This is a genomic window from Cryobacterium sp. SO1 (genome assembly GCF_004210215.2).
Classification (GTDB): domain Bacteria; phylum Actinomycetota; class Actinomycetes; order Actinomycetales; family Microbacteriaceae; genus Cryobacterium.
This window is the reverse complement of the sequence record NZ_CP067394.1, coordinates 3,107,664-3,131,509: the sequence shown is the minus strand read 5'-3', so window position 1 is coordinate 3,131,509 and position 23,846 is coordinate 3,107,664. Positions and strand designations below refer to the sequence as shown.

Sequence of the window (23,846 nt, the reverse complement as noted above, 5' to 3'; positions counted from 1 at the left end):
ACGCGGGGGCGGGTTCAGCCGAACCGGCCGGAGACGTAGTCCTCGGTGGCCTGCACGGTGGGGTTGGAGAAGATCGTGGTGGTGTCGTTGTACTCGATGAGCTTGCCCGGCTTGCCGGTGCCCGCGATGTTGAAGAACGCGGTGCGGTCGGAGACCCGGGAGGCCTGCTGCATGTTGTGCGTGACGATGACGATCGTGTAGTCGGTCTTCATCTCCTCGATGAGGTCCTCGATGGCGAGCGTGGAGATCGGGTCGAGGGCCGAGCAGGGCTCGTCCATCAGGATCACGTCGGGCTGCACGGCGATGGCGCGGGCAATGCAGAGACGCTGCTGCTGGCCGCCGGAGAGGCTCGAGCCGGGCTTGTCCAGGCGGTCCTTCACCTCGTTCCAGAGGTTGGCGCCGCTGAGCGACTTCTCGATCAGGGCGTCGGCGTCGCTCTTGGCCATCCGGCGGTTGTTCAACTTCACGCCGGCGAGAACATTGTCGCCGATCGACATGGTGGGGAACGGGTTGGGCCGCTGGAACACCATGCCCACCTGTCGGCGCACGAGCACCGGGTCGACGCCGGGGCCGTAAAGGTTGTTGCCGTCGATGAGCACTTCACCGTCGACGTGGGCGCCGGGGATGACCTCGTGCATCCGGTTGAGGGTGCGCAGGAACGTGGACTTGCCACAACCGGAGGGGCCGATCAGCGCGGTCACCGTGCGCGGTTCAATGGTCAGCGACACGCCCTCGACGGCCAGGAACTTGCTGTAGTAGACGTCGAGGTCGTTCACTTCAATGCGCTTGGACATGTGTTCCTTCGAATCTGAGAAGCAGGGTAAGCAGGGTAAGCAGAAGACTCTGCGGCGGCAGCGTCAGCGGCCGAGTTTGGGGGAGAAGGCGCGGGCGACGAGCCGGGCAACGAGGTTCAGCAGCATCACGATCACGATCAGGGTGAGCGCTCCGGCCCAGGCCCGGTCGATGTATGCCTGCGAGTCGGCGCCCTGGCTGGCGTACTGGGTGTACACGAACACCGGCAGGGTCATCATCCGCTCGCTGAACAGGTCGTAGTTCATGCTGGCGGTGAAGCCGGCGACGATCAGCAGCGGCGCGGTCTCGCCGATCACTCGGGAGATCGAGATCATCACACCCGTGACGATGCCGGCCAGTGAGGTCGGCAGCACCACCTTGACGATGGTCAGCCACTTGGGCACGCCGAGCGCGTAGGCGGCCTCGCGCAGCTCGTTGGGCACCAGCTTGAGCATCTCCTCGCTCGAGCGCACCACCACCGGGATCATCAGCACCGACAACGCCACCGAACCGCCGAAACCGAAGCGGATGCCCGGGTCGTTGAACAGAAGCGAGAACAGTGCGTAGGCGAACAGGCCGGCCACGATCGAGGGGATGCCGGTCATCACGTCGACGAAGAAGGTGATGCCGCGGGCCAGTCGGCCGCGGCCGTACTCGGTGAGGTAGATGGCGGTGAGCAGGCCGATCGGCACCGAGATGAGGGTGGCCAGCCCGGTGACGAACAGGGTACCGATGATGGCGTGCAGGGCCCCGCCGCCGGCGCCGACGACGTTGCGCTGGGACTCGGTGAAGAAGGTGGGGGTGAGGAACGAGGGCAGGCCGTTGAGGATGGTCGTACCGATCAGGGAGATCAGCGGGATCAGTGCCACCACGAACGCGATGGTGACCAGGGCGGTGACCAGGCGGTCCCTGGCCCGGCGGGCGCCCTCGACGAAGTAGGAGAACAGGAACAGGGCGATGCAGTACAGCACGGTGCCGAAGAACAGCGTGCCCGCCCAGTTGAAGGTCTCCGAGGCCCCGGAGAGGAAGATCACCAGGAAAATAGCACCCACGACGATCCAGCTGGCGGCGAGCACCATCAGCGGGGAGTTCCTGGGCAGCTTGCCGGCGGTGAGGGAGTTGGTGACGGGAGACGAGATTGTCGTGGTGCTCATCAATTCGCTCCTGAGAAGGCCTTGCGGCGGTTGATGATCACGCGCGCGATCATGTTCACGATCAGCGTGATGACGAAGAGCATGAGGCCGGTGGCCAGCAGGATGTTGACCCCGACGCCGTTCGCCTCAGGGAAGTTGAGCGCGATGTTGGCCGCGATGGTGTTGGAGTTCTGCGAGGTGAGCAGTTGGAAGATCACCTCGGGGTTGGGAGAGAGCACCATGGCCACGGCCATGGTCTCGCCAAGCGCGCGGCCGAGGCCGAGCATGGCGGCGGAGATGATTCCGGCGCGGCCGAACGGCAGCACGGCCATGGTGATCATTTCCCAGCGGGTGGCGCCGAGGGCCAGTGAGGCTTCCTCGTAGAGCACCGGGGTCTGCAGGAAGATCTCCCGGCAGATGGCGGTGATGATCGGTAGCACCATCACGGCGAGCACGATGGCCACGGTGAGGATGGTGCGACCGGTACCGGAGACGGGGCCGGCGAACAGCGGGATCCAGCTGAACCACTCGACGAGGTTGGCGTAGAACGGCTGCACCATCGGGGCCAGCACGCCGATGCCCCAGAGGCCGAAGACCACGGAGGGAACTGCCGCGAGCAGGTCGATGAGGTAGCCCAGACCCTGCGCGAGTTTGCGCGGGGCGTAGTGCGAGATGAAAAGGGCCACGGCGATGGCGACGGGCACGGCCATCAGGAGGGCCAGGAAGGCCGACCAGACGGTGCCGAAGGCCAGCGGGGCCACATAGGACCAGAAGTTGGTGAACTCGCCCTTGAAAGCGTCAGGCGGTGCCACGAAGGCGGGGATGCTCTGTATGAACAGGAACAGGGCCACGGCGGCCAGCACGGCCAGGATCAGGCTGCCTGCCACCACCGTCGCGGTGGAGAAGATGCGGTCGCCCGGTCGTTCCTTGGCCTTGATCGCAATACGGTCTGCGGTCGTCATTCCGTGCGTCTCCCTGGAGGGGGTTGATGTTCCGGTAAAGGTGGATCGTGAGCCGGACCCCAATCCTCAGTGTGCCCGGCCGGGCGACCGCGTGCAACGCGGTCGCCCGGCCGGGCGGTGTTACTGAAGCGTGAAGCTCAGCGGGTGTTGAGTTACTTGACGGTCTCGAGGACGGCGGCAACCTTGGACTGCAGGTCCGCTGACAGCGGTGCGGCGCCGGCGGATGATGCAGCCTCGGCCTGGCCCTCTTCGCTGGCCATGTAGCTGACGTACTCCTTGACGAGGGCGCCCTGTTCGGCATCCGCGTACTCGGTGCAGACCAGTGCGTAGCTCACCAGGACGAGCGGGTATTCCTCGGGGTTGGTGGTGAGGCGGTCGAGCTTGATGGCCAGGTCGTTGTCGGCGCGGCCTTCGACGAGCGGCGAACCGTCGACGACTGCTGCGGCGGCCTCGGCCGTGTACTCGACGAACTCGTCGCCGACCTTGATCTTGGCGACACCGAGGTCACCGGCGCGGGACGCGTCGGCGTAGCCGATGGTGCCGGTGCCGTTGGTCACGGCGTCGACGACACCGGAGGTGCCCTGGGCGCCCTCACCGGTGGCGTACGGGAACGGGTCGGCCGGCTTCTCGGTCCACACGTCGGGTGCGGCCTGGAAGAGGTAGTCGGCGAAGTTCTTGGTGGTACCCGAGTCGTCCGAACGGTGCACGGCGGTGATCGCGGTGGCCGGCAGCTCGGCGTCGGCGTTCAGCGCGACGATGGCCGGGTCGTTCCAGGTGGTGATGGCGCCGGTGAAGATCTTGGCGAGCGTGTCGGCATCCATGTTGAGGTCGGTGACGCCCTCAACGTTGAAGATGACGGCGATCGGGGAGATGTAGACCGGCAGGTCGACGGCGAGGGTGTCGGGGGCGCAGGCGGCGAACTCGCCGGCCAGCTCCTCGTCGCTCAGGTAGGAGTCCGAACCGGCGAAGCTGGTGCCGCCGGCGATGAAGGTCTCGCGGCCGGCGCCGGAGCCCGACGGGTCGTAGTTGACGGTGACGTCCGGGTTGGCCGTCTGGAAAGCGGAGATCCACGTTTCCTGGGCCGAGCCCTGCGAGGAGGCGCCCGCGGCGTTGAGCGTGCCGGTGAGGGTGCTCTCGGCGGAGTCGTCCGTTGCCGTGCTGCCGGCTTCGTTCGAGGCGCAGGAGGAAAGCACGAGTGCTGCGGCAATAGCAATGACCGCGGGGCGGCCATAACGCATGAAATTCACAAGGATCCTTTTCAGGTCGAATACAGGGAATGCGATCACAGGAGAATCCTGCGAACTTCGGGCCGGTGCTGGCCCTCCGTGAACGCTAATCCGTGTGGTTAACGACACTCCCTCTGCTTGGTGAACGGGAGGTAAACGACATCCGTCCAGTCGGCCTCGGCGCGGGCGTGGCGTTCGTGGCGGTCGGGTGGTGAGCCTGCGATAGACGCGGGGTAGGTGAGCATGACTCCTGCAGAATTCCGCAGCCGCGGGTCCCCGCCCGCGCGTTTCCGGCATCCGCTGCCGGGGTTCTGCAGATTTGCAGGAATTGTGCCACCAGCCGGCGCCGGGAGGGACGGGTGTGAGCGGGTGGTTCGGCCCGGAGGCCCGCAGCGGCGGCGGGGTACACGACAGCGCCCGCAGCCCGGGTCGGGCCTGCGGGCACCGGTCGTGTCTAGAGGCGCGGCGGGTGGGTCTCGATGGCGAGGATGCCCGCGCTCGGGTTGTCACTGGAGAGATGCACAACCGTGAACCCGCTGGGCGCGAGCGTGGCGGCGTTGGAGAGCTGCTGGGTCATCGGCGAACCGGTGGCCAGGGCGATCTCCCGCAGGATGTCGGGCAGTACCGGTCCGTGGCTGCACAGCACGGCGGTCTTGCGGGCGCGGACGCGTTTGCCCACGTTGTGGCGCACATCGGCGGTGCCCTGCTCCCAGGCGTCCTGGCTGATCAGGTCGGTGCGCTTGAACGGCACCCCGGTCGCCGCGGACAGCGGCGCCACGGTGGTCACGCAGCGGGTGGCGGTGCTGGTGAAGATGCGCTGGGGGTGCCAGGCGCTGACCGTGGGGACCAGGGCGGCGGCCTGGGTGACACCACGGTCGCTGAGCGGGCGGGTGGCGTCGGGGCCGGACCAGTCGTGCGGGGCGGTGGCCTTGGCGTGGCGCAATGCGATGATCGCGAAGGTGCTCGTGATGCCCTGCGCGACGAGACGGGCGAACCCGTCGATGATCTCCACGTCCGGGGCGTAGCTGAGGTAGGTCCTGGCCTTCTTGATGGTCACCCATTCCAGGGCGGCGACCTCGCCGTTGGGCACGAACGTAGAGCGCAGGATGTGCTCGGGCAGCACCTCGGCGGCCCAGTAGTGCACGATCTTGGCCTTGCCGCCAGGCATCGGGTACTCGGACACGCCCAGCGGCACACCGAGCGCGATGGCCAGCCCGGTTTCCTCTTCGATCTCGCGCACCGCGGTGGCCGGCAGCGTCTCGCCCGGGTCGACCTTGCCCTTGGGGATGGTGATGTCGCCGTGCACGGTGCGGTGGATCAGCAGCACGTGCATCCGGCCGTCGATGAGGCGCCAGCAGACGGCTCCGGCCGCGTAGACGGCCCCCGGGTCGCTCATCGGCGGCTCACCGGTCGTTTGCGCTGGCCGATTTGCTGCATCAACCGGTTCTGCATGTCGTCCAGCGGCAAGCCGCGCGCATCCTGGTGGTGGCGGGTCCATTCACCGTTCTCGTCGAGCCACCACGACGAGGTGCGCTCATCCATCGCCCGGGTGAAGAGGGCGTCGACCTCGGTGAGGTGGCGCGGGTCGACCAGGCGCACCAGCGCCTCCACCCGGCGGTCGAGGTTGCGGTGCATCATGTCGGCGCTGCCGATGAACACCTGCGTTTCGCCGAGGGTGTGGAAGCTGAAGATCCGCGAGTGCTCGAGGTAGCGGCCCAGGATCGAGCGCACCCGGATGTTCTCGCTCATGCCGGGCACGCCGGGCTTGAGGCTGCAGATCCCGCGCACCCACACGTCCACGGGCACGCCGGCCTGGCTGGCCCGGTAGAGCGCGTCGATGATGTCTTCGTCCACCATCGAGTTGACCTTGATGCGGATGCCGGCGGGCTTGCCGGCCAGTGCGTTGACGGTTTCGTCGTCGATGCGCTTGAGCAAGGCCTTGCGCAGGTGCAGCGGGGCCACCAGCAGTCGCTTGAACTTCTTCTCGATGGCGTAGCCGGAGAGTTCATTGAACAGCCGGGTCAGGTCCTTGCCGACCTGGTCATCCGCGGTGAGCAGCCCCATGTCTTCGTAGATGCGGCTGGTCTTGGGGTTGTAATTGCCGGTGCCGATGTGGCTGTAGTGCCGCAGCACGCCCTTCTCGTAACGCACCACGAGCGCGAGCTTGCAGTGCGTTTTCAGGCCGACCAGGCCGTAGACCACGTGCACGCCGGCTTTCTCGAGCTTGCGCGCCCAGGAGATGTTGGCCTGCTCGTCGAACCGGGCCTTGATCTCCACCAGGGCGAGAACCTGCTTGCCCGATTCCGCGGCGGAGATCAGCGCCTCCACGATGGGGCTGTCGCCGGAGGTGCGGTACAAGGTCTGCTTGATGGCCAGCACGTTCGGGTCCGCTGCGGCCTGCTCGAGGAACGCCTGCACGCTGGTCGCGAAGGATTCGTACGGGTGGTGCAGCAGGATGTCGCCGCGGCTGATGGCGCGAAAGATGTCGGGTTCGTCGTTGGGTTCGCCGGTGAGCAACTGCGCGGCCGTGGTGGGTACGTGCTTGACGTAGTGCAGGTCGGGCCGGTCGATGCGGAGGTCGAACAGGCCGCCGAGGTCCAGCGGCGCGGGCAGACGGTAGACCTCCTGGTCGGTGACGTCCAGCTCGCGCACGAGCAGGCCCAGGGTCACCTCGTCCATGTCCTCGGTGACCTCGAGGCGGATGGGCGGGCCGAACCGGCGCCGCAGCAGTTCCTTCTCGAGGGCCTTGATCAGGTTCTCGGTGTCGTCCTCTTCGATGACGACGTCTTCGTTGCGGGTGACCCGGAACACGTGGTGCTCGAGGATGTCCATACCGGGGAACAGGTCGCCAAGGTGGTTGGCGATGAGGTCTTCGAGGGTGATGAAGCGCACCTTGTCGACGGACTCGGTGCGGTCCACCCTGACGAAGCGCGGCAGCATCGAGGGCACCTTGAGCCGGGCGAATTCCTGCTTGCCGGTCTTGGAGCTGTGCAGCCGCACGGCGAGGTTCAGCGACAGGCCGGAGATGTAGGGGAACGGGTGCGCCGGGTCCACGGCGAGCGGCATCAGCACCGGGAAGATCTGGTTGGAGAAGTACCCGCGCAGCGACCGGCGGTCCACGTCGCTCAGGCTGGCCCAGGTGACGATGTCCACGCCGTGCTCGGCCAGGGCCGGCCGCACCAGCTCCTGGAACGCGTGCGCGTGCCGGTCCTGAAGTACGTGCGCGGCGGCGGCGATGTCGGAAAGTACATCCTGCGGGGCGCGGCCCACGTTGGTCGGCACGGCCAGTCCGGTGAGGATGCGGCGCTTGAGGCCGGCGACCCGCACCATGAAGAACTCGTCGAGGTTGTTGGCGAAGATGGCCAGGAAGTTCGCCCGTTCGAGCACCGGCAGGGCCGGGTCCTCGGCGAGTTCGAGTACCCGCTGGTTGAACGCCAGCCAGCTCAGCTCGCGGTCGAGGTAGCGCTCGCTCGGTAGGGCCGGATCGTTTTTGCCGATCTGGGGGTCAAAATCGTCGTCAAGTTCGCTTTCGAGACCTGACGTGCCTGGAATGTTGTCGCCGTCCATCTGTCCATCTTGACACCCGGCGCCGAGCGGGCGCGACGCCCACGGTGAACGGAACGTTAACGAGGCCAGCGGTGATACTGCACATCCACCGTGCGATCCTCGAATCCGAGGCTGCGGTACAACCGCACCGGAGTGGTGCTCTCGGCCTCGACGTAGAGCTCAACGGTCGTGCAGCCGCGCTCGCGGAGGCGGGCCAGGCCGGCCAGCATCAGGGCGCGGCCGAGGCCGAGGCCGGCGGCATCCGGGTGCACGCCGAGCACGTAGATCTCACCGAGCCGGGCGCCGGGTTCGACCTTGAGCCAGTTGTAGCCGACGATGCGGCCGGGCGCGGTGTCGGCCGCGGTCTCGCGGGCCAGCAGCAGGTCGCCGGCGTCGAACCAGGGTTCGGCCTGCCGGTCGGCCAGGTCGGCCTCGGTGAGGGTGCCCTGTTCCGGATGCGTCGCGAAGACCAGCGCGTTCAGGCGCACCCAGTCGGCGGCGTCTGCGGCCCGGAACGGGGCGAGCTCCACCCCATCGGGCAGGGCAGGGGTGGCCGCGGCGTCGGAGGCGGTGAGCGGCCGCTCCAGCTGCAGCAGGGTACGGTCGGCGCTGAAACCGAACCGGTCGGCCAGCGCGCGGGCGCCGGGAAGGTCGCCGTGTGCCCAGGCCCGCAGGTCGCCGGACATGCCGCCCTCGTCCTCGAACAGGCGGCGGAGTGCCGCGGTGCCGTGGCCGCGCCGACGATAGCGCGGATGCACGACGAGGTCGATCTCACCGCGGCCGAAGATCGCCGCGCCGACGGCGTCTTCACCCTCGAGCAGCAGCTGCGGGCGGCGCCGGCCGGAGGCGGCGTCGAGCAGGGCCTGCTCGTTGAACGGGCGGTAGCCATCCGTGTGCGTGCTCGCGTCGGCCACTTCGCGGAACCGGGCCGCGAAGGCGACGTCGGAGAAGTCAGGAGCCGACAGAGTGAACGACACGTTCGCCATCCTCTTCGTAGACGTTGAACCGGTAGCCCACGTTGCGGACCGTGCCGATCAGGGATTCCTGGTCGCCGAGCTTGGCGCGCAGACGCCGCACGTGCACGTCGACGGTGCGGGTGCCGCCGAAGTAGTCGTAGCCCCAGACCTCGCTGAGCAGCTGTTCGCGGGTGAACACCCGGGACGGGTGCGCGGCGAGGAAGCGCAGCAGTTCGAACTCCTTATAGGTGAGGTCGAGGGGTTTGCCGTGCACCTTGGCGGAGTAGCTGGCCTCGTCGATGACGACGCCGGCGGCCCGGATGGTGGGGGAGGGTTCGTTGTGCGGGGTGCGGCCGGCGGCGAGGCGGATGCGGGCGTCGACCTCGGCTGGGCCGGCCGTGTTGAGCACCACGTCGTCGACCCCCCAGTCCGGGCTGACCGCGGTGAGGCCGCCCTCGGTGATCACCAGCAGCAGCGGCACGCTGCTTCCCGTGGTGCGCAGGATCTGGCACAGCGATTTGGCGGCCATCAGATTGGACCGGGCGTCGACCAGGATCAGGTCGGAATCGGGCGCGGTGATGAGCTGATCCGGCTGGGCCGGAATGAGTCGTGTGCTGTGTGAAAGCAACGCCAGGGCCGGGAGAACTTCGTCGTTCACCGCCGAGGTCAGGATCAACAGCTGCGCCACGCCGGTCCTCCAAGTATGTTGCGACTCATCCTAGCGTGCCACGGAAAGAGACCCGGGCGTGCACAATGGGACAGTGATCTGGAAGCGTTTGAGTGTCGTGATGATTTGGCTGGTGGCCGTCGTGGGTGCCGTGCTGACCGGCGCGCTTGTCGCCCCCGAGAACCGGCTCGTCTGGATCAGCCTGTCCCTGGCCGGCTGCACCATCCTCACCCTCGCCGCCCAGCTGTCCACCGGGCAGAAGGAGGGCTACGTGCACAGGGTCATCCTCAGCCTGGTCGGCTCAGTGCTGATTCTGGGCGCCGCGACCGGGCTGTTCGCCCTGCTCGGCCTCGTATAACTCGTCGGCTCACCTGGCGGCTTCGGGCCGGTCAGCGGCTAGAGTTGGGGCATGTCAATCCTCGCACTCGAAATCCTGTTCCTGGGCCTCCTCGGGCTGGCGAGCCTGGCGATCGCCTGGGTCTCCGGCATGGTGCTGTTCAAGCTGTTCCGGGGCCAGCGGTAACCGAAGGTGTACGAACTCCCGGCCGGCCTGCCGTCCGAACTCGTTCCTTTGTCGTGGCTGATCGGCGTCTGGGAGGGGTCGGGGATCCTCGACTACACCGTCGACGGCGAGAAGGTCACTCGTGAGTTCGGCCACCGGATCAGCTTCAGCCACGACGGGCTGCCGCAGCTGAACTACAGCGCATACACCTGGCTCGAGCCCGAGCCGGCCGGTGCGGATGCCGACGGCACTGCCGCCGCGCCCGGAGCACCGATCCCGCTGATGACCGAGACCGGCTACTGGCGGCTCAGCCGCCCTCAGCAGCCCGGCGACCCCGGGCCCGGCCTGCTGCCCGGCGTGGGACCGGCGCCGTTCCAGACCGCCGAGGCGGTGGAAACGCTGCGCAACGGCGACGGCGGCTTCGACATCGAGGTGGCCCTGGTGCATCCGGGCGGAGTCGCCGAACTATACCTCGGCCAGGTGAAGGGCCCGCGCATCGACCTGTCCACGGATGCGGTGCTGCGCACCAGCGGCTCCAAGCCCTACGCGGGCGCAACCCGGTTGTACGGCCTCGTTGACAGTCACCTGCTCTGGGCGTGGGACATCGCCGCGCTCGGCCAGGACCTGCGCACGCACGCGTCCGGCCGGCTGAGCCGCGCGTCCTGACCCAGCGTCACCGAGCCGCCGGCGCCCGCGCTGCCCGTACCAGCGCGATCGGCAGGCCAGCGCCCCGTCGATCCAGTCCCGCTCCACCATGACTCGCCCAGTTTCGCTAGTCAAAACGGCGGCGGACTAGCGAAACTGGGCGAGTCATCGTGTGGTCCGGCTGGTTGGCTGGCGGCGTGGACCGGGGTCGCCCAGTTTTGCTGGTTGAGGCGGCGCCGGCACCCGCAAAAGTGGGCGAGTCATGGTGGGGTGGGTGGCGGGGATGGCGAGGCCGCCGTCGGTGCGGGAATACCTGAGACGGCACCGGCTGTTGGGTTAGCATGGGGCCGCATGATCCCGCAGTCGACCCTTCCTCGGGCGGCCGGCGCCGACAGCCCTCAGGCGCTATGACGAAGGAGAGCTCGATGACCAGCACCGTTCCATCCCCCCTGCTCGAACTCGACGGAGCCGTGCAGTCCGACGGTATCGACGCCGGGGTGGCCGCCCACTATGGCAGCCCGAACGCCGAACAGCGGAAGCTCTTGGCCGGCACCGCCGTGGTCGACCTGTCCCACCGCGGTGTGCTCTCCATCACCGGCCCCGACCGGCTCACCTGGCTCAATTCGATGTCCAGCCAGGAGCTGCGCGGGCTCACCCCCGGCCAGTCCACCGAGACGCTGCTGCTCGACCCCGCCGGCCGCCTCGAATACGCCATCGCCCTCGTCGACGACGGCGTCGAGAGCTGGCTGCTCGTCGAGGCCGCCGAGCTGCCCGGCCTGCAGGCCTGGCTCGACCGGATGCGCTTCACCCTGCGGGTGCAGGTCGTGGACCACACCCTCGCCTACGCCACCATCGGCACCATGGCCGCCGACCCCGACGCGGTGTCCCTCACCCCCGCCAGCCCGAACGGGGTGCCGCTGGTCTGGGTCGACCCGTGGACCGAGGTGGCGCCCGGCGGTTGGCAATACGCCGCCGAAACCTCCCACCCCGGCGCAACCTGGCACTGGAACGAGGTCCTGATCCCGCGGTCGGCGCTGCCCGCCCTTCGAGACGCCGTCAGCGCCAACACCGTCTCGGCGGCCGGCCTCCTGGCCCTCGAAGCGCTGCGCATCGCCGCCTGGCGCCCCCGCGGAGCGCTGGACGCCGACGACCGCACCATCCCGCACGAACTGGACTGGCTGCGCACCGCCGTGCACCTGGACAAGGGCTGCTACCGCGGCCAGGAAACCATCGCCAAGGTGCACAACCTCGGCCACCCGCCGCGCCGGCTGGTGCTGCTGCACCTGGACGGCTCCGACGCGGTGCTGCCGGCGCACGGCGACGAGGTGCAGGGTGACCGGTTCGTCGCCGGCGCCGAACCCGAACGCCGCACCGTGGGCAGCATCACCTCCAGTGCGATCCACTACGAACTGGGGCCGATCGCCCTCGCGGTGATCAAGCGCACGGTTCCGGGCTCGGTGACCCTGCACGTGCTGTCGCAGGGCATCTCGATCACCGCCGGCCAGGAGGTCATCGTGCCGGAATCGGCCGGGTCAGTGGCGGAGATCCCGCGGTTGCCGCGGCTGGGCGTGCGGGCCCCGCGCGGCTGAACCGCGGGCATCCGGCGGGACTTTCGTCACGCCCACGGGTGCGGCGCGCCCGCGTGTGCCTCGCTAGAGTTGGAGTATGTCTGCTCCTTATACCCTCATCCTCCTCCGCCACGGCAACAGCACCTGGAACCAGCAAAACCTCTTCACCGGTTGGGTGGATGTGCGTCTGAGCGACCAGGGCCGGGCCGAAGCGCTGCGCGCCGGCGAGCTGCTGGCCGAGTCCGGCCTGCTGCCGGACATCCTGCACACCTCGCGCCTCACCCGCGCGATCCAGACCGCCGACATCGCCCTCGAAGAGGCCGACCGGCTGTGGATCGACGTCAAGCGCTCCTGGCGCCTGAACGAGCGTCACTACGGCGCCCTGCAGGGCCTGGACAAGGCCGAGACCCTGGCCAAGTACGGCCCCGAGCAGTTCCAGACCTGGCGCCGGTCGTTCGACGTGCCGCCGCCCCTGCTCGATGACTCCTCCGAGTGGTCCCAGGCCGGCGACGCCCGCTACGCCGACCTCGGTGACGACGTGCCCCGCACCGAGAGCCTCAAGGACGTCATCGCCCGGATGCTGCCCTACTGGGAGTCCGACATCGCCGCCGACCTCCGCACCGGCAAGACCGTACTCGTCACCGCGCACGGCAACTCGCTGCGCGCCCTGGTCAAGCACCTCGACGGCATCTCCGACGCCGACATCGCCGAGCTGAACATCCCCACCGGCATCCCGCTGGTCTACCGCCTCGACGAGGACCTCAAGCCCATCGGAGCGGGCGAGTACCTCGACCCCGCCGCTGCAGCTGCCGGCGCCGCCGCCGTCGCCGCGCAGGGCAAGAAGTAGCCAGCTCCACGAGAAAAGCCCCCGTCAGCTGACGGGGGCTTTTTCGTTGATCGAGAGGTACCGCGGATCGAGCCTGTCGAGATCCCCGTGAGAGATCTCGACAAGCTCGACCAGCGACGGAGTCGTCCTTCTACGCCTCGGAGTGTGTCGTCTGCTGCCAGTCACCGGTGCCCAGGTATTGCACCTTCTTGGCGATCGACACCGCGTGGTCGGCAAAGCGCTCGTGGTAGCGGCTGGCGAGGGTGGCGTCGACGGTGTCGGCGGCCTGACCCTTCCAGGTTTCGCCGAGCACGGCGTCGAAGACGCTCAGGTGCAGCGCGTCCACCTTGTCGTCCTCATTGCGGATGGCCTCGGCCAGTGCCATGTCTTCGGTGGTGAGCAGCTCGGCGAGCATGTTCGCGATCTTCACGTCCAGGGCGCCCATCTCGGCGAACGTGGGGCGCAGGCTCTTGGGGATCACCTTGTCGGGGAACCGGTACCGGGCCAGCTGGGAGATGTGGGTGGACATGTCGCCCATCCGCTCCAGGGACGCGCTGATCCGCAGGGCGCTGACGACGATGCGCAGGTCGCGGGCGACCGGCTGCTGCCGGGCGAGGATGGTGATGGCCAGCTCATCGAGCTGCACGGTGAGCTCGTCGATCTTGTTGTCGTCGGCGATGACCTCTTCGGCCAGCGCCACGTCGGACTTGTTGAAAGCCTTGGTGGCCTTCTCAATGGAGATGGCCACGAGGCGCGCAATCTCGGCGAGACGGTCCTGCACCTCGGCGAGCTCTTGCTGAAATACTTCACGCATGTATCTGTGGTCCTTCCTGGTCGCGCCAAAGCGCGCGAACGCATGAGACCCGCCTGGCCCCCGATAAATAGTGGCGAACGCAGGTTAACAGCAGGTGCCGTGCGACTGAACAACTACCAAAGTAGCGTGTGCCCACCCTTGCCGTCGCGATTGACCCGTGCCAGGGTCACTAATCTGGTCAAATGGAATCATCCTGGCTTGTGTTGCTGTCCCTGGCACTGGGCCTCACCGTCGGCGCTGGGTTCGTGACCCTGCTCTATGTGGCGGAGCGGCACGGCAAACGGGCCGCCGAGGTGGTCAACCCGGCGGTTCCGGACGGCATCGACCAGGTCCTCGATGCCCTGGAGAGCGCCGGGGTGGTGCTCGACCCGTCGAACAACGCGATCAAGTCCTCACCCGGGGCGCTGAGCATGGGACTGGTGGTCAACCAGCAGCTCACCCACCCCGAACTGCTGGACCTGGCTCGTGGCGTCCGCCGCACTGGCGAATCCGTCTCGGAAGACCTGGTGCTCTCCCGCGGTCCGTTCGGTGACGCGAGCATGCACCTGCGGGTGCGGCTGGCCCGGCTGGGCTCCCGGTATGTGCTGCTGCTGGCCGAGGACCGCACCGAGGCGTTCCGGCTCGACGAGGTGCGCCGGGACTTCGTCGCCAACATCAGCCACGAACTGAAGACCCCGATTGCCGCGGTCGGGCTGCTCGCCGAGGCGCTCGACCATGCGGCCGACGAGCCGGTGCAGGTGCGACGTTTCGCCGACCGGCTCACCACGGAGGCCGGCCGGCTGGCCCGGCTGACCCAGGAGATCATCGAACTGTCCAGGCTGCAGGCCCAGGATTCCCCCCGGCAGCCGGAGTTGCTCGAGGTCGACGACATCGTGGCCGCCGGCATCGACCAGAACCGGGTCGTGGCGGATGCCGACCGCATCACCATCGCGGTGGGCAAGAAGTCCCGCGCCCAGGTGTACGGCGACGAACGGCTGCTCGTGATGGCCGTGCACAACCTGGTCGCCAACGCCGTGAACTATTCGTCGCCGGGGTCCAGGGTCGGCGTCGGGTCACGCGTCACCGACGGTGTGATCCAGATCACCGTCACCGACCAGGGTGTCGGCATCCAGGAGAGCGATCTGAACCGGATCTTCGAGAGGTTCTTCCGCGTCGACCAGGCCAGATCCCGCAACACCGGCGGAACCGGTCTGGGCCTGTCCATCGTCAAACACGTCGTGCAGATCCACGGCGGCGACATCCGGGTCTGGTCCCAACCTGGCCACGGCTCGACCTTCACCATTCGCCTGCCAGAGGCGACACACCCCGCGCCAGCGGCGACAGGAGACATCCCATGACCCGAATCCTTCTAGTTGAAGACGAGCAGGCGCTGAGCGAGCCGCTGAGCTTCCTGCTCGAACGGGAAGGCTACGAGGTGACCGTGGCGGAGGATGGCCCGAGCGCCCTGGCCGAATTCGACAGGGCCGGCGCCGACCTGGTGCTGCTGGACCTCATGCTGCCCGGCATCCCCGGCACCGAGGTGTGCCGGGAGATCCGCACCCGCTCCTCGGTTCCGATCATCATGCTGACGGCCAAGGACTCCGAGGTTGACATCGTCGTGGGACTCGAATTGGGCGCAGACGACTACGTCACCAAGCCGTACTCCACCCGGGAGCTGCTCGCGCGCATCCGGGCCGTGTCGCGACGGCACGCCGACCCCGCCGAAGAGGATGACGGCGTCCTCAACGCGGGCACCGTGCGGATGGACATCGAACGGCACACCGTGGCGGTCTCCGGCGACGTGGTAAACATGCCGCTGAAGGAATTCGAGTTGCTCGAGTTCCTGCTGCGCAACGCCGGCCGGGTGCTCACCCGCGGACAGCTGATCGACCGGGTCTGGGGCACCGACTACTTCGGCGACACCAAGACCCTCGACGTGCACATCAAGCGCATCCGCTCCCGGATCGAGGCGACACCGTCGGAGCCCACCATGCTCGTCACCGTGCGCGGCCTGGGCTACCGCTTCGAGGCCTGACCCTCCCGGCGGCGGGTATCCGCCCCCGGAGACGCCGAAATGCCCCGCGGCTTTCGCTCGCGGGGCATTTTCGCGCGTTGTCGCGGACCGGTTACGGGGCCGTGGTGGCTTCCGGCGTCGCTGTGGGCAAAGGGGTTTCGCCGGCGGGTTCCGTGGGAACGACCGTGGGCACGGGTGCCGGGGTCGGGACCAGGGTGGAGTACTCCGCCAGTGTGCCGTCGAGCACCGGAACGAGCAGCTCGATGCCGGTGAGGTCGCCGTATTGGAAGAACACCGGGAACAGCGACCCGGCCGAGGCGTTCAGGCTCTGGACGGCGAGCAACTCGCCGCCGGGCAGGCCGATCTCGGTGGTGGCGTTCGCGTCGATGGTCACGGTCTTGTCGACCTTCTCGTCGACGCCCTCGTACTGCACCAACAGATCGATGTCTTCGTCGCCGCCGTTGACAACGTGCACCACGAGGTTCGCGTTCTCACCGTCCTCGGTGATCAGCATCGCGTTGCGGATCGCCAGGTCGCCGAGGTCGCCGCTGACGCCGTCGCTGGCGTCATACTGGATGGTCGTCGCTTGGGGAGCGAACAGATTGCATCCGCTGGTGCCCAACAGGATGCCGGCCGCCACAACGACGGTTGCCATGGTTCGCGCTCTCACAAGACCTCCACAAGAGTTCAGCGTTCAGCCGAGGTGGCGTGAACGCTGCAGATTTGGGTTGAGTTTAGCTTACGGAACCGACCGGCCACGGCGCAGCAGGGTCGACCGTGAATACGGCCACCGGAGGCTGACGGGGAGCGGTGGTATCATAGACGTTGCTGAAGGGATATCAATACATGTTATTTGAAGTCGGCGAAACAGTCGTTTATCCCCACCACGGCGCTGCGACGATCACCGAGGTGAAAACTCGCATCATCAAGGGTGAAGAGAAACTGTATTTGAAGCTCAACGTCACCCAGGGAGACCTCACCATCGAGGTGCCCGCCGAGAACGTCGATCTTGTCGGTGTGCGCGACGTGATCGGTCAAGACGGCCTTGACAAGGTGTTCGAGGTCTTGCGCGCCCCGTTCACCGAGGAACCGACCAACTGGTCGCGCCGGTACAAGGCCAACCTGGAAAAGCTGGCCAGCGGCGATGTCATCAAGGTGTCAGAGGTCGTCCGCGACCTGTGGCGCCGGGATCAGGACCGCGGCCTGTCGGCCGGGGAGAAGCGGATGCTCGCGAAGGCGCGGCAGATCCTCATCTCCGAACTGGCCCTGGCCGAGAAGACTGACGAGGACCAGGCCTCAACGGTGCTCGACGAGGTGCTCGCCTCGTAGTATCTCCTGTTCGTACGACAGGCGGCGCCCAACGGTGCCGCCTTTCGCACGTTCTGCGCCTGTGTCCCACCCCGATCACCGCCCACATTCACCGCGCATCACTGCGCCCCACCAGATAGCCTCCAGACATGCCTGAAATTCCGGTTCCCGCCGTCGCGGTCATCGTCGTCGCCGCCGGCAGCGGCAGCCGGCTCGGTCGCGACCAGCCCAAGGCGTTCGTGCCGCTTCAGGGTCGCGCCATCCTTGAACACGCCCTCAGCGGGGTGTTCGGCCTGGCCGAACCCGCCCAGGTGATCGTGGTCGCACCCGAGGCCCAGCTCGCCGAAGCCAGGGTCATCGCCGACCGGGTCGCCGGCAGCGCCGCCGGGTATGTCGACGTCGTCGCCGGCGGGGACACCAGGCAGGCCTCCGTGGCCAGGGGCCTCGCCCGGGTGCGCGCCGGCGTCGCCGTGGTGCTCGTGCACGACGCCGCCAGGGCGCTCACCCCGGCTGCCCTGATCGACGCCGTGGTGGCCGCCGTGCGGGCCACCGGCCACGGCATCGTGCCCGGACTGTCCGTGGTCGACACCATCAAGAGTGTCGACGCAGACGCCACCATCCTGGGCACCGTCGACAGGTCCCTGCTGAGCGCGGTGCAGACGCCGCAGGGTTTTCCCCGCGCCATGCTCGACGCCGCATTCGCCTGGGCCGCCACCCTGCCGGCCACGGATGCCGCGGCGCGGGACCTCACCGACGATGCGGCCCTCGTCGCGGCGGCCGGCAACGCCGTCACCGTCATTCCCGGCGACCCGCTGGCCTTCAAGGTGACCACGCCCTGGGACCTGCGCCGCGCCGAACTGCTGCTCGGGGCGGACGCCCCGGCGCCGGCCGCCGCCCAGCGGGTGGGCACCGGCCTGGACGTGCACGCCTTCGACGACACCAGCGCGCTCTGGCTGGCGGGCCTGCACTGGCCGGGGGAGCGGGGCCTGTCCGGGCACAGCGACGGCGACGCGGCCGTGCACGCCATCTGCGACGCCCTGCTCGCCGCCGCGGGCCTGGGCGACATCGGTCAGGTCTTCGGCACCGCCGACCCGCGGCTCACCGACGCGCACGGCGAGGTGTTCCTCGCCGAGACCCTGCGCCTGGTGACCGAGGCCGGTTACCGGGTGGGCAACGTCACCGTTCAGATCATCGGAAACCGGCCCAAGCTCGCCCCACGACGGGCCGAAGCCCAGGAGCTGCTCACCGGCATCCTGGGCGCGCCGGTGTCGGTGTCGGCGACCACCACCGATCTGCTGGGCTTCACCGGGCGCGGTGAGGGCATCGCCGCACTGGCCACCGCACTGCTCATACCCGAGCAGGTCCACCCGAGCATCCGAGCGACCCTCGCCTAAACTGAACCAGTGAGCATGCGACTATACGACTCGAAGGCCCAAACCCTTCGCGATTTCCTGCCGATCGTTCCGGGCAAGGTCGGAATCTACGTCTGCGGACCCACGGTGCAGTCGTCCCCGCACATCGGCCACCTGCGCAGCGCCCTGGTCTACGACCAGCTGCGCCGCTGGCTCAGCTACCGCGGCAACGACGTCACCTTCATCCGAAACGTCACCGACATCGACGACAAGATCCTGCTCAACGCCACGGGCACCACCGAACAGTGGTGGGCACTCGCGTACCGCTACGAACTCGAGTTCACCGCCGGCTACCAGAAGCTCGGTATCCTCGCCCCCACCTACGAGCCGCGCGCCACGGCGAGCGTGCAGGAGATGCAGGACATCATCGGCCGGCTCATCGACGCCGGCCACGCGTATCCGGTCGCGGATGACTCCGGTGACGTGTACTTCGACACCACGAGCTGGCCCGCCTACGGCGAGCTCACCCGGCAGAACCCCGACAACATGGAGGCGGCCGCCGACGCCGACCTGCGCGGCAAGCGCGACGGGCGCGACTTCGCCCTCTGGAAAGGCCACAAGGAGGGCGAGCCCGCCTCGGCCGCCTGGGCGTCCCCCTGGGGTTCCGGCCGGCCCGGCTGGCACATCGAGTGCTCCGCCATGGCCGCCCGCTACCTCGGGCCGCACTTCGACATCCACGGCGGCGGCCTCGACCTGCGCTTCCCGCACCACGAGAACGAGCTGGCCCAATCCACGGCCGCCGGCGACGCGTTCGCCAACTACTGGGTGCACAACGGCCTGGTCAACACCAACGGCCAGAAGATGTCCAAGTCGCTGGGCAACTCGGTCTACGCCGCCGAACTGCTCGACCAGGCCCGCGCCATCGTGGTGCGGTACTATCTGGGCGCCGCGCACTACCGGTCCACCCTCGATTTCCACGAGGGCTCCCTGGCCGAGGCCGAGGCCGCCCTCGAACGCATCGAGAGCTTCCTCGACCGCGCCGACCGGCGCCTGGCCGACACCCGTTTCGCCGGCTCCGGCGTTGAGATCGTGCCGGATGACTTCGCCAGGGCCATGGATGACGACCTCGCGGTGCCGCAGGCGCTCGGCGTGCTTCACGACACCGTGCGCGCCGGAAACGCGGCCCTCGACGCCGAAGACCTGCACGCGGCCGCGGCCGCGCGCGGCCAGGTTCTCGCGATGAGCGAGGTTCTCGGCATCAACCCCCTGTCGCCCGGCTGGGCCGTGGCGACAGACGAACCCGCCATGGTGGCCCTCACCGCCCTCGTGGAGCGCCTGCTCGACGACCGCGAGACCGCCAGGCAGAGCCGCGACTACGCAGCCGCAGACCGTATCCGGGACGAGCTCGTCGTCGCCGGCATAACCATCGAAGACACCCCGTCGGGTGCACATTGGAGTTTTGACTGATGAAGAACTTAGACCGCAAATCGCGCACCGGCGCGGTACGCAAGGGCAGCAGGGGGCCGCAGGTCGGCTCCGGCGGCCAGGGCCGTCAGGCTCTCGAGGGTAAGAAGCCCACCCCCAAGGCCGAAGACCGTCCGTACCACCCCGCCGGCAAGGCCAAGGCTGCCAAGGACCGCTTCGCCGCGGCCGGCGGCGGTCGCAGCCGCGCACCCGGAGGCTCCGGTTCCGGCGCCCCGCGCTCGGGCCGCAGCACCGGCACCGGCAACACCGGCGGCGGCGGTTCGTCCACTCGCAAGGCCAAGTCGGATGCCGAGTTCGAGGTCGTCACCGGCCGCAACTCGGTGCTCGAGGCGCTGCGCGCCAAGATCCCCGCATCGGCGCTCTACGTGGCCACCCGCATCGAAATGGATGACCGGGTCAAGGAAGTCCTCAAGCTCGCCACCACCCGCAACATCCCGGTTCTCGAGGTCATGCGCCCCGAGATCGACCGGCTCTCGGGCAAGGACGCCGTGCACCAGGGCCTCGCCCTCAAGGTGCCCGCGTACGAGTACGCGCACCCGGTGGAGCTGCTCGACCTGACCATCAGCCGCGGCCACAGGCCGCTGTTCGTGGCCCTGGACGGCATCACCGATCCGCGCAACCTGGGGGCGATCATCCGTTCCACCGCGGCGTTCGGCGGCCACGGCGTCATCGTGCCGCAGCGTCGCTCCGTTGGCGTCACCGCCTCGGCCTGGAAGACCTCGGCCGGAGCGGCCGCGCGCCTGCCCGTCGCGATGGCGAGCAACCTCACCCAGACCCTCAAGGCGCTCAAGGAGCGCGGCATGCTCGTGATCGGCCTCGACGGCGGCGGCGACACGCAGCTGCCCGAGCTCGGCCTCGGCTACGCGGAGCGCCCCATCGTCGTGGTCGTCGGCAGCGAGGGCAAGGGCCTGTCCCGCCTCGTCACCGAGACCTGCGACGCCATCGTGTCGATCCCGATCAACGCGAACACCGAGTCGCTGAACGCCGGAATCGCCGCCGGCGTCACGCTGTACGAGATCTCCAAGCTGCGCGCCACGGCGGCGGCCGCGAAGGCAGCAACGAAGGCGGCCGCGCAGGCCTAACCGCACGCTGCGCACGCTGCAACGGGCAGGTCCTCCCCACCGGGGAGGACCTGCCCGTTTCTCATAGAGTCGCCCCTGCCCCTGCCCCTGCCCCTGCCCCTGCCCCTGCCCCGCGCTCGCGAGAGGGCAGTTGGGGCTAGTGGAGAGGGTTGTGACTGGCCTCGAGTGACTTCTCACCGCAGCGCGGGAGCGGGGTGTCAGACGTTCAGGCGCCAGTCGTCGACGTCAACGCCGTCGTCGGCTGTGAGGCCTTCTTCTTCGAGGTCAGGCAGGGCGATCGGCGTGGTGGGCGGGTCGATCACGGTGGCCTCGTCGCGGCGGTGCCGCAGCACATCCTGAACGTAGGAGGTGACGGCTTCGGCCAGGGGGATGTCCCGGCTCGCGTTCTGCGCCATGTACCAGCGGTGGTCGAGCAGTTGGTGGAACACCTCGGCCGGCTCGAGCTTGCCCTTGAGCTCGCGGGGGATGGCCCGCACGACGGGCTCGAACACCCGCACCAGCCACTCGTGCGCCATCATCTCCTCGTCGGCGTCCGGGTTGCCGTAGGCGACCCCGTAGGAGTCGAGGTCGTTCAGCAGCCGACGGGCCTGGTTCTCTTCAGCGTCGAGACCGGTCAGGCGCAGCAGTCGGCGCTGGTGGTGGCCCGCGTCGACGACCTTGGGCTGGATGCGCACCGTCGTGCCGTTCTCGTCGGTCTTGATCGCGAGTTCCTCGATATCGAAGCCGAGATGGTTGAGGCGTTCGACGCGTTCGGTGATGCGCCAGCGCTCACTGCTGGCGAACGACTCGGAGCCGGTGAGCTCCTTCCACAGCAGCCGGTAGGCCGCGACGATGCCGTTGCTCACGTTGATCGGGTCGAGCTCGTCGGCGACGCGGCCGCCGGCCTCGAGGTCCATCAGCTCGCCGGCGATGTTCACCCGGGCGATTTCCAGATCGTTCTCGCGCTGGCCGTTGGACAGGCCGCCGGGGTAGAGCTGCCCGGTTTCGGCGTCGACGAGGTACGCGGCGAAGGCTCCGGCGTCACGGCGGAAGAGCGTGTTCGACAGCGACACGTCGCCCCAGAACAGGCCGACCATGTGCACTCGCACGAGCAGCAGGGCCAGCGCGTCGACCAGGCGGGTGGCGGTGTCTGGCCGCAGGGCCTGGGAGTACAGCGCCCGATAGGGCAGCGAGAACTTGAGGTGCCGGGTCACCAGCACCGAGTTGAGCGGGTCGCCGTCTTCGTCGGTGCGGTTGGTGATCACGGCAAGCGGTTCGACGCAGGGGATTTCCAGGCCTTGCAGGGTGCGGAGCATGTCGTACTCGCGCTTGGCCATCTCGCTGGTGGTCTCCTTGATGGCGACAACCCGGCCGCTCAGGTGCGCGAACCGCACGAGGTGGCGGGAGAGGCCCTTGGGAAGCGAGGCGATGTTCTCGTTCGGCCACGCATCCAGCGGCACGTTCCAGGGCAGATCGAGTAGGGCCGGGTCGGCCGTTGCGGACGTGATGTTCAGAGAACCGCTCATGAGGAGCCTAACTATCGGGAAGGCCCGGCAGGGCCGCAATCCGCCCCGGCCGGAAGCGGCGCGGAGGCGAGGAAACGGCGCCGACGGGCATCCGGGCGCCGATATGACAAACTCGACCGCCGAAACTGCCGACGGTCGAGTTTGTCGTGGGGCAACTTAGTCGCTGACGGCGCCGCCGAGACGGAGGCCGGTCTCAGCGTCGAACACGTGCAGGTGGTTCGGCGTCGGGGTCAGGTAGACGGTGTCGCCGGCGGACGGGTGCGAGCGGCCATCGACGCGAGCGACGATGTCGGTGCGCTTGCCCTCGACCGTGGAGTGGCCGTACAGGTAACCGTCGGCGCCGAGCTCCTCGACCAGGTCGACGTCAACGGCGAGGCCTTCGCCCACCGTGGTGGACAGGTGGATGTCCTCGGGGCGAACTCCGATGGTGACCTTCGGGCCGGTTGCGCCGGCGAGGGTGTCGCGGGCCACGGGCACCGTTGCGGTACCGAACTTGATGCCACCGTCGACGGTGTCGGCCAGGAACAGGTTCATGGCCGGGCTGCCGATGAAGCCGGCAACGAAGACGTTGTTCGGCTTGGCGTAGAGGTCGCGCGGGGTGCCGACCTGCTGCAGGACGCCATCCTTGAGTACGGCGATGCGGTCACCCATGGTGAGCGCCTCGGTCTGGTCGTGGGTGACGTAAACGGTGGTGACGCCCAGGCGACGCTGCAGCGACGCGATCTGGGTGCGGGTCTGAACGCGCAGCTTGGCGTCAAGGTTCGACAGCGGCTCGTCCATGAGGAACACCTGGGGCTGACGCACAATGGCGCGACCCATGGCGACACGTTGACGCTGGCCACCGGAGAGCGCCTTGGGCTTGCGGCTGAGGTAGGGCTCGAGGTCGAGCAGCTTGGCGGCCTCGAGGACGCGGGCAGCGCGCTCGTCCTTGTTGACACCGGCGATCTTGAGCGCGAAGCCCATGTTCTCGGCGACGGTCATGTGCGGGTACAGCGCGTAGTTCTGGAAGACCATGGCGATGTCGCGGTCCTTCGGGGGAACGTCGGTGACGTTGCGCTCACCGATGAAGATGTCGCCGTCGTTGACCTCTTCGAGGCCGGCGAGCATGCGCAGAGACGTGGACTTTCCGCAGCCGGACGGGCCGACGAGGACGAGGAATTCACCATCGGCGACCGAGAGGTCGAGGTGATCGACTGCCGGGCGGGTCGAGCCCGGGTACAGACGGGTGGCCTTGTCAAAGGTTACTGAAGCCATTATTTCGTTATTCTCCTTCACCGGCAGGTACGTGCCGGACGATCCGTTGTGATGGGATTTGTGCGTCCGGCTGACGTAGCACCAGCGCAAGACCTTCCCAGTATGGCATGCCCGGGATGCGTGTCCGCTGAATTCGTTGCCCAGCGCGCGCCGCCGGGTCCGGTGTGCCCGCCGTGTGCGCCCGGTGAGGCGCCGGTTGGTTATTTCCCAGACTGGGGACCTACTATTTG

At 68.2% G+C, this 23,846-nt stretch carries 22 protein-coding genes; 10 read left to right on the top strand and 12 right to left on the bottom strand.

The annotated features are described in order from the left end of the window. Positions 1–14 precede the first annotated feature (14 nt). The 8 genes from pstB to BJQ95_RS14820 all read right to left on the bottom strand — a co-directional run bounded on the left by pstB (position 15) and on the right by BJQ95_RS14820 (position 9,303). Positions 15–794 (bottom strand): phosphate ABC transporter ATP-binding protein PstB, encoded by a 780-nt coding sequence (gene pstB / locus BJQ95_RS14855; RefSeq protein ID WP_130177729.1) that lies wholly within the window; start codon positions 792–794, stop codon positions 15–17. 63 nt (positions 795–857) lie between these two features. Then, positions 858–1,946: a phosphate ABC transporter permease PstA gene (pstA, locus tag BJQ95_RS14850; RefSeq protein ID WP_130177728.1), complete on the bottom strand. Its 1,089-nt coding sequence runs from the start codon at positions 1,944–1,946 to the stop codon at positions 858–860. Then, the gene (gene pstC, locus BJQ95_RS14845; protein ID WP_130177727.1) at positions 1,946–2,887 is read right to left on the bottom strand and encodes a phosphate ABC transporter permease subunit PstC; all 942 of its coding nucleotides are present in this window, start codon (positions 2,885–2,887) and stop codon (positions 1,946–1,948) included. Before pstC ends, pstA begins: the two co-directional genes overlap by 1 nt. Before the next feature lie 152 nt (positions 2,888–3,039). After that, on the bottom strand, positions 3,040–4,134 hold the full coding sequence (gene pstS, locus BJQ95_RS14840) for a phosphate ABC transporter substrate-binding protein PstS (protein ID WP_370688343.1): 1,095 nt from the start codon (positions 4,132–4,134) through the stop codon (positions 3,040–3,042). 433 nt (positions 4,135–4,567) lie between these two features. Continuing rightward, entirely contained in the window at positions 4,568–5,509 is a 942-nt protein-coding gene (locus BJQ95_RS14835; protein ID WP_130177726.1) for an NUDIX hydrolase, read from the bottom strand. Further along, complete coding sequence (locus tag BJQ95_RS14830; RefSeq protein ID WP_130177725.1) at positions 5,506–7,680, bottom strand: RNA degradosome polyphosphate kinase; 2,175 nt, start codon at positions 7,678–7,680, stop codon at positions 5,506–5,508. Before BJQ95_RS14830 ends, BJQ95_RS14835 begins: the two co-directional genes overlap by 4 nt. Positions 7,681–7,736: 56 nt before the next feature. Further along, complete coding sequence (mshD, locus tag BJQ95_RS14825; protein ID WP_240694742.1) at positions 7,737–8,636, bottom strand: mycothiol synthase; 900 nt, start codon at positions 8,634–8,636, stop codon at positions 7,737–7,739. Further along, positions 8,611–9,303, bottom strand: a complete 693-nt coding sequence (locus tag BJQ95_RS14820; RefSeq protein WP_130177723.1) for a response regulator transcription factor — start codon at positions 9,301–9,303, stop codon at positions 8,611–8,613. The genes mshD and BJQ95_RS14820 overlap by 26 nt, the downstream gene beginning before the upstream one ends. Positions 9,304–9,376: 73 nt before the next feature. Here BJQ95_RS14820 and BJQ95_RS14815 point away from each other — a divergent pair, with 73 nt between their 5' ends. From BJQ95_RS14815 to BJQ95_RS14800, 4 genes are all read left to right on the top strand, one after another. Beyond that, on the top strand, positions 9,377–9,640 hold the full coding sequence (locus BJQ95_RS14815) for a hypothetical protein (RefSeq protein WP_130177722.1): 264 nt from the start codon (positions 9,377–9,379) through the stop codon (positions 9,638–9,640). Between the two features lie 171 nt (positions 9,641–9,811). Continuing rightward, positions 9,812–10,450, top strand: a complete 639-nt coding sequence (locus BJQ95_RS14810; RefSeq protein ID WP_130177721.1) for an FABP family protein — start codon at positions 9,812–9,814, stop codon at positions 10,448–10,450. Between the two features lie 404 nt (positions 10,451–10,854). Then, a complete protein-coding gene (locus tag BJQ95_RS14805) occupies positions 10,855–12,018 on the top strand; it encodes a folate-binding protein YgfZ (RefSeq protein WP_130177720.1) in 1,164 nt (387 codons plus the stop codon). Between the two features lie 76 nt (positions 12,019–12,094). Then, the gene (locus BJQ95_RS14800) at positions 12,095–12,844 is read left to right on the top strand and encodes a phosphoglyceromutase (RefSeq protein WP_130177719.1); all 750 of its coding nucleotides are present in this window, start codon (positions 12,095–12,097) and stop codon (positions 12,842–12,844) included. Positions 12,845–12,974: 130 nt separating this feature from the next. Here the strand turns inward: BJQ95_RS14800 and phoU are convergent, their stop codons facing one another. After that, the gene (gene phoU / locus BJQ95_RS14795) at positions 12,975–13,637 is read right to left on the bottom strand and encodes a phosphate signaling complex protein PhoU (protein ID WP_130177718.1); all 663 of its coding nucleotides are present in this window, start codon (positions 13,635–13,637) and stop codon (positions 12,975–12,977) included. Between the two features lie 182 nt (positions 13,638–13,819). On the opposite strand from phoU, the gene BJQ95_RS14790 reads away from it, so the two are divergent. Together BJQ95_RS14790 and BJQ95_RS14785 are read left to right on the top strand one after the other, a co-directional pair. Beyond that, positions 13,820–14,974 (top strand): cell wall metabolism sensor histidine kinase WalK, encoded by a 1,155-nt coding sequence (locus BJQ95_RS14790; protein WP_130177717.1) that lies wholly within the window; start codon positions 13,820–13,822, stop codon positions 14,972–14,974. After that, complete coding sequence (locus BJQ95_RS14785) at positions 14,971–15,651, top strand: response regulator transcription factor (RefSeq protein WP_130177716.1); 681 nt, start codon at positions 14,971–14,973, stop codon at positions 15,649–15,651. Before BJQ95_RS14790 ends, BJQ95_RS14785 begins: the two co-directional genes overlap by 4 nt. Before the next feature lie 91 nt (positions 15,652–15,742). Here BJQ95_RS14785 and BJQ95_RS14780 read toward each other — a convergent pair whose 3' ends face one another. After that, positions 15,743–16,285, bottom strand: a complete 543-nt coding sequence (locus tag BJQ95_RS14780) for a hypothetical protein (RefSeq protein ID WP_130177715.1) — start codon at positions 16,283–16,285, stop codon at positions 15,743–15,745. A 191-nt stretch (positions 16,286–16,476) separates the two neighbouring features. On the opposite strand from BJQ95_RS14780, the gene BJQ95_RS14775 reads away from it, so the two are divergent. The 4 genes from BJQ95_RS14775 (at position 16,477) to rlmB (ending at position 20,857) form a co-directional block, all read left to right on the top strand. Beyond that, the gene (locus BJQ95_RS14775; protein ID WP_130177714.1) at positions 16,477–16,959 is read left to right on the top strand and encodes a CarD family transcriptional regulator; all 483 of its coding nucleotides are present in this window, start codon (positions 16,477–16,479) and stop codon (positions 16,957–16,959) included. A gap of 128 nt (positions 16,960–17,087) precedes the next feature. Continuing rightward, positions 17,088–18,332: a 2-C-methyl-D-erythritol 4-phosphate cytidylyltransferase gene (gene ispD / locus BJQ95_RS14770; protein ID WP_130177713.1), complete on the top strand. Its 1,245-nt coding sequence runs from the start codon at positions 17,088–17,090 to the stop codon at positions 18,330–18,332. 9 nt (positions 18,333–18,341) lie between these two features. Continuing rightward, positions 18,342–19,757 (top strand): cysteine--tRNA ligase, encoded by a 1,416-nt coding sequence (cysS, locus tag BJQ95_RS14765; protein WP_130177712.1) that lies wholly within the window; start codon positions 18,342–18,344, stop codon positions 19,755–19,757. Further along, positions 19,757–20,857 carry a 23S rRNA (guanosine(2251)-2'-O)-methyltransferase RlmB gene (gene rlmB, locus BJQ95_RS14760; protein ID WP_130177711.1) on the top strand — a complete coding sequence of 367 codons (1,101 nt, stop codon included), beginning with the start codon at positions 19,757–19,759 and terminating at the stop codon, positions 20,855–20,857. Before cysS ends, rlmB begins: the two co-directional genes overlap by 1 nt. 197 nt (positions 20,858–21,054) lie before the next feature. Here rlmB and BJQ95_RS14755 read toward each other — a convergent pair whose 3' ends face one another. Both BJQ95_RS14755 and BJQ95_RS14750 read right to left on the bottom strand, forming a co-directional pair. After that, a complete protein-coding gene (locus tag BJQ95_RS14755; RefSeq protein ID WP_256041402.1) occupies positions 21,055–22,362 on the bottom strand; it encodes a DUF4032 domain-containing protein in 1,308 nt (435 codons plus the stop codon). 156 nt (positions 22,363–22,518) lie between these two features. Beyond that, positions 22,519–23,616, bottom strand: coding sequence for an ABC transporter ATP-binding protein (locus BJQ95_RS14750; RefSeq protein ID WP_130177614.1), 1,098 nt, complete (start codon positions 23,614–23,616; stop codon positions 22,519–22,521). Positions 23,617–23,846 lie beyond the last annotated feature (230 nt).

Excerpts from the sequence above, each read along its gene's own strand:
- pstB (WP_130177729.1), bottom strand. The coding sequence starts at position 794 with ATGTCCAAGCGCATTGAAGTGAACGACCTCGACGTCTACTACAGCAAG.
- pstA (WP_130177728.1), bottom strand. The coding sequence starts at position 1,946 with ATGAGCACCACGACAATCTCGTCTCCCGTCACCAACTCCCTCACCGCC.
- pstC (WP_130177727.1), bottom strand. The coding sequence starts at position 2,887 with ATGACGACCGCAGACCGTATTGCGATCAAGGCCAAGGAACGACCGGGC.
- BJQ95_RS14835 (WP_130177726.1), bottom strand. The coding sequence starts at position 5,509 with ATGAGCGACCCGGGGGCCGTCTACGCGGCCGGAGCCGTCTGCTGGCGC.
- BJQ95_RS14830 (WP_130177725.1), bottom strand. The coding sequence starts at position 7,680 with ATGGACGGCGACAACATTCCAGGCACGTCAGGTCTCGAAAGCGAACTT.
- BJQ95_RS14805 (WP_130177720.1), top strand. The coding sequence starts at position 10,855 with ATGACCAGCACCGTTCCATCCCCCCTGCTCGAACTCGACGGAGCCGTG.
- BJQ95_RS14800 (WP_130177719.1), top strand. The coding sequence starts at position 12,095 with ATGTCTGCTCCTTATACCCTCATCCTCCTCCGCCACGGCAACAGCACC.
- phoU (WP_130177718.1), bottom strand. The coding sequence starts at position 13,637 with ATGCGTGAAGTATTTCAGCAAGAGCTCGCCGAGGTGCAGGACCGTCTC.
- BJQ95_RS14790 (WP_130177717.1), top strand. The coding sequence starts at position 13,820 with ATGGAATCATCCTGGCTTGTGTTGCTGTCCCTGGCACTGGGCCTCACC.
- BJQ95_RS14785 (WP_130177716.1), top strand. The coding sequence starts at position 14,971 with ATGACCCGAATCCTTCTAGTTGAAGACGAGCAGGCGCTGAGCGAGCCG.
- BJQ95_RS14780 (WP_130177715.1), bottom strand. The coding sequence starts at position 16,285 with ATGGCAACCGTCGTTGTGGCGGCCGGCATCCTGTTGGGCACCAGCGGA.
- BJQ95_RS14775 (WP_130177714.1), top strand. The coding sequence starts at position 16,477 with ATGTTATTTGAAGTCGGCGAAACAGTCGTTTATCCCCACCACGGCGCT.
- ispD (WP_130177713.1), top strand. The coding sequence starts at position 17,088 with ATGCCTGAAATTCCGGTTCCCGCCGTCGCGGTCATCGTCGTCGCCGCC.
- rlmB (WP_130177711.1), top strand. The coding sequence starts at position 19,757 with ATGAAGAACTTAGACCGCAAATCGCGCACCGGCGCGGTACGCAAGGGC.
- BJQ95_RS14755 (WP_256041402.1), bottom strand. The coding sequence starts at position 22,362 with ATGAGCGGTTCTCTGAACATCACGTCCGCAACGGCCGACCCGGCCCTA.
- BJQ95_RS14750 (WP_130177614.1), bottom strand. The coding sequence starts at position 23,616 with ATGGCTTCAGTAACCTTTGACAAGGCCACCCGTCTGTACCCGGGCTCG.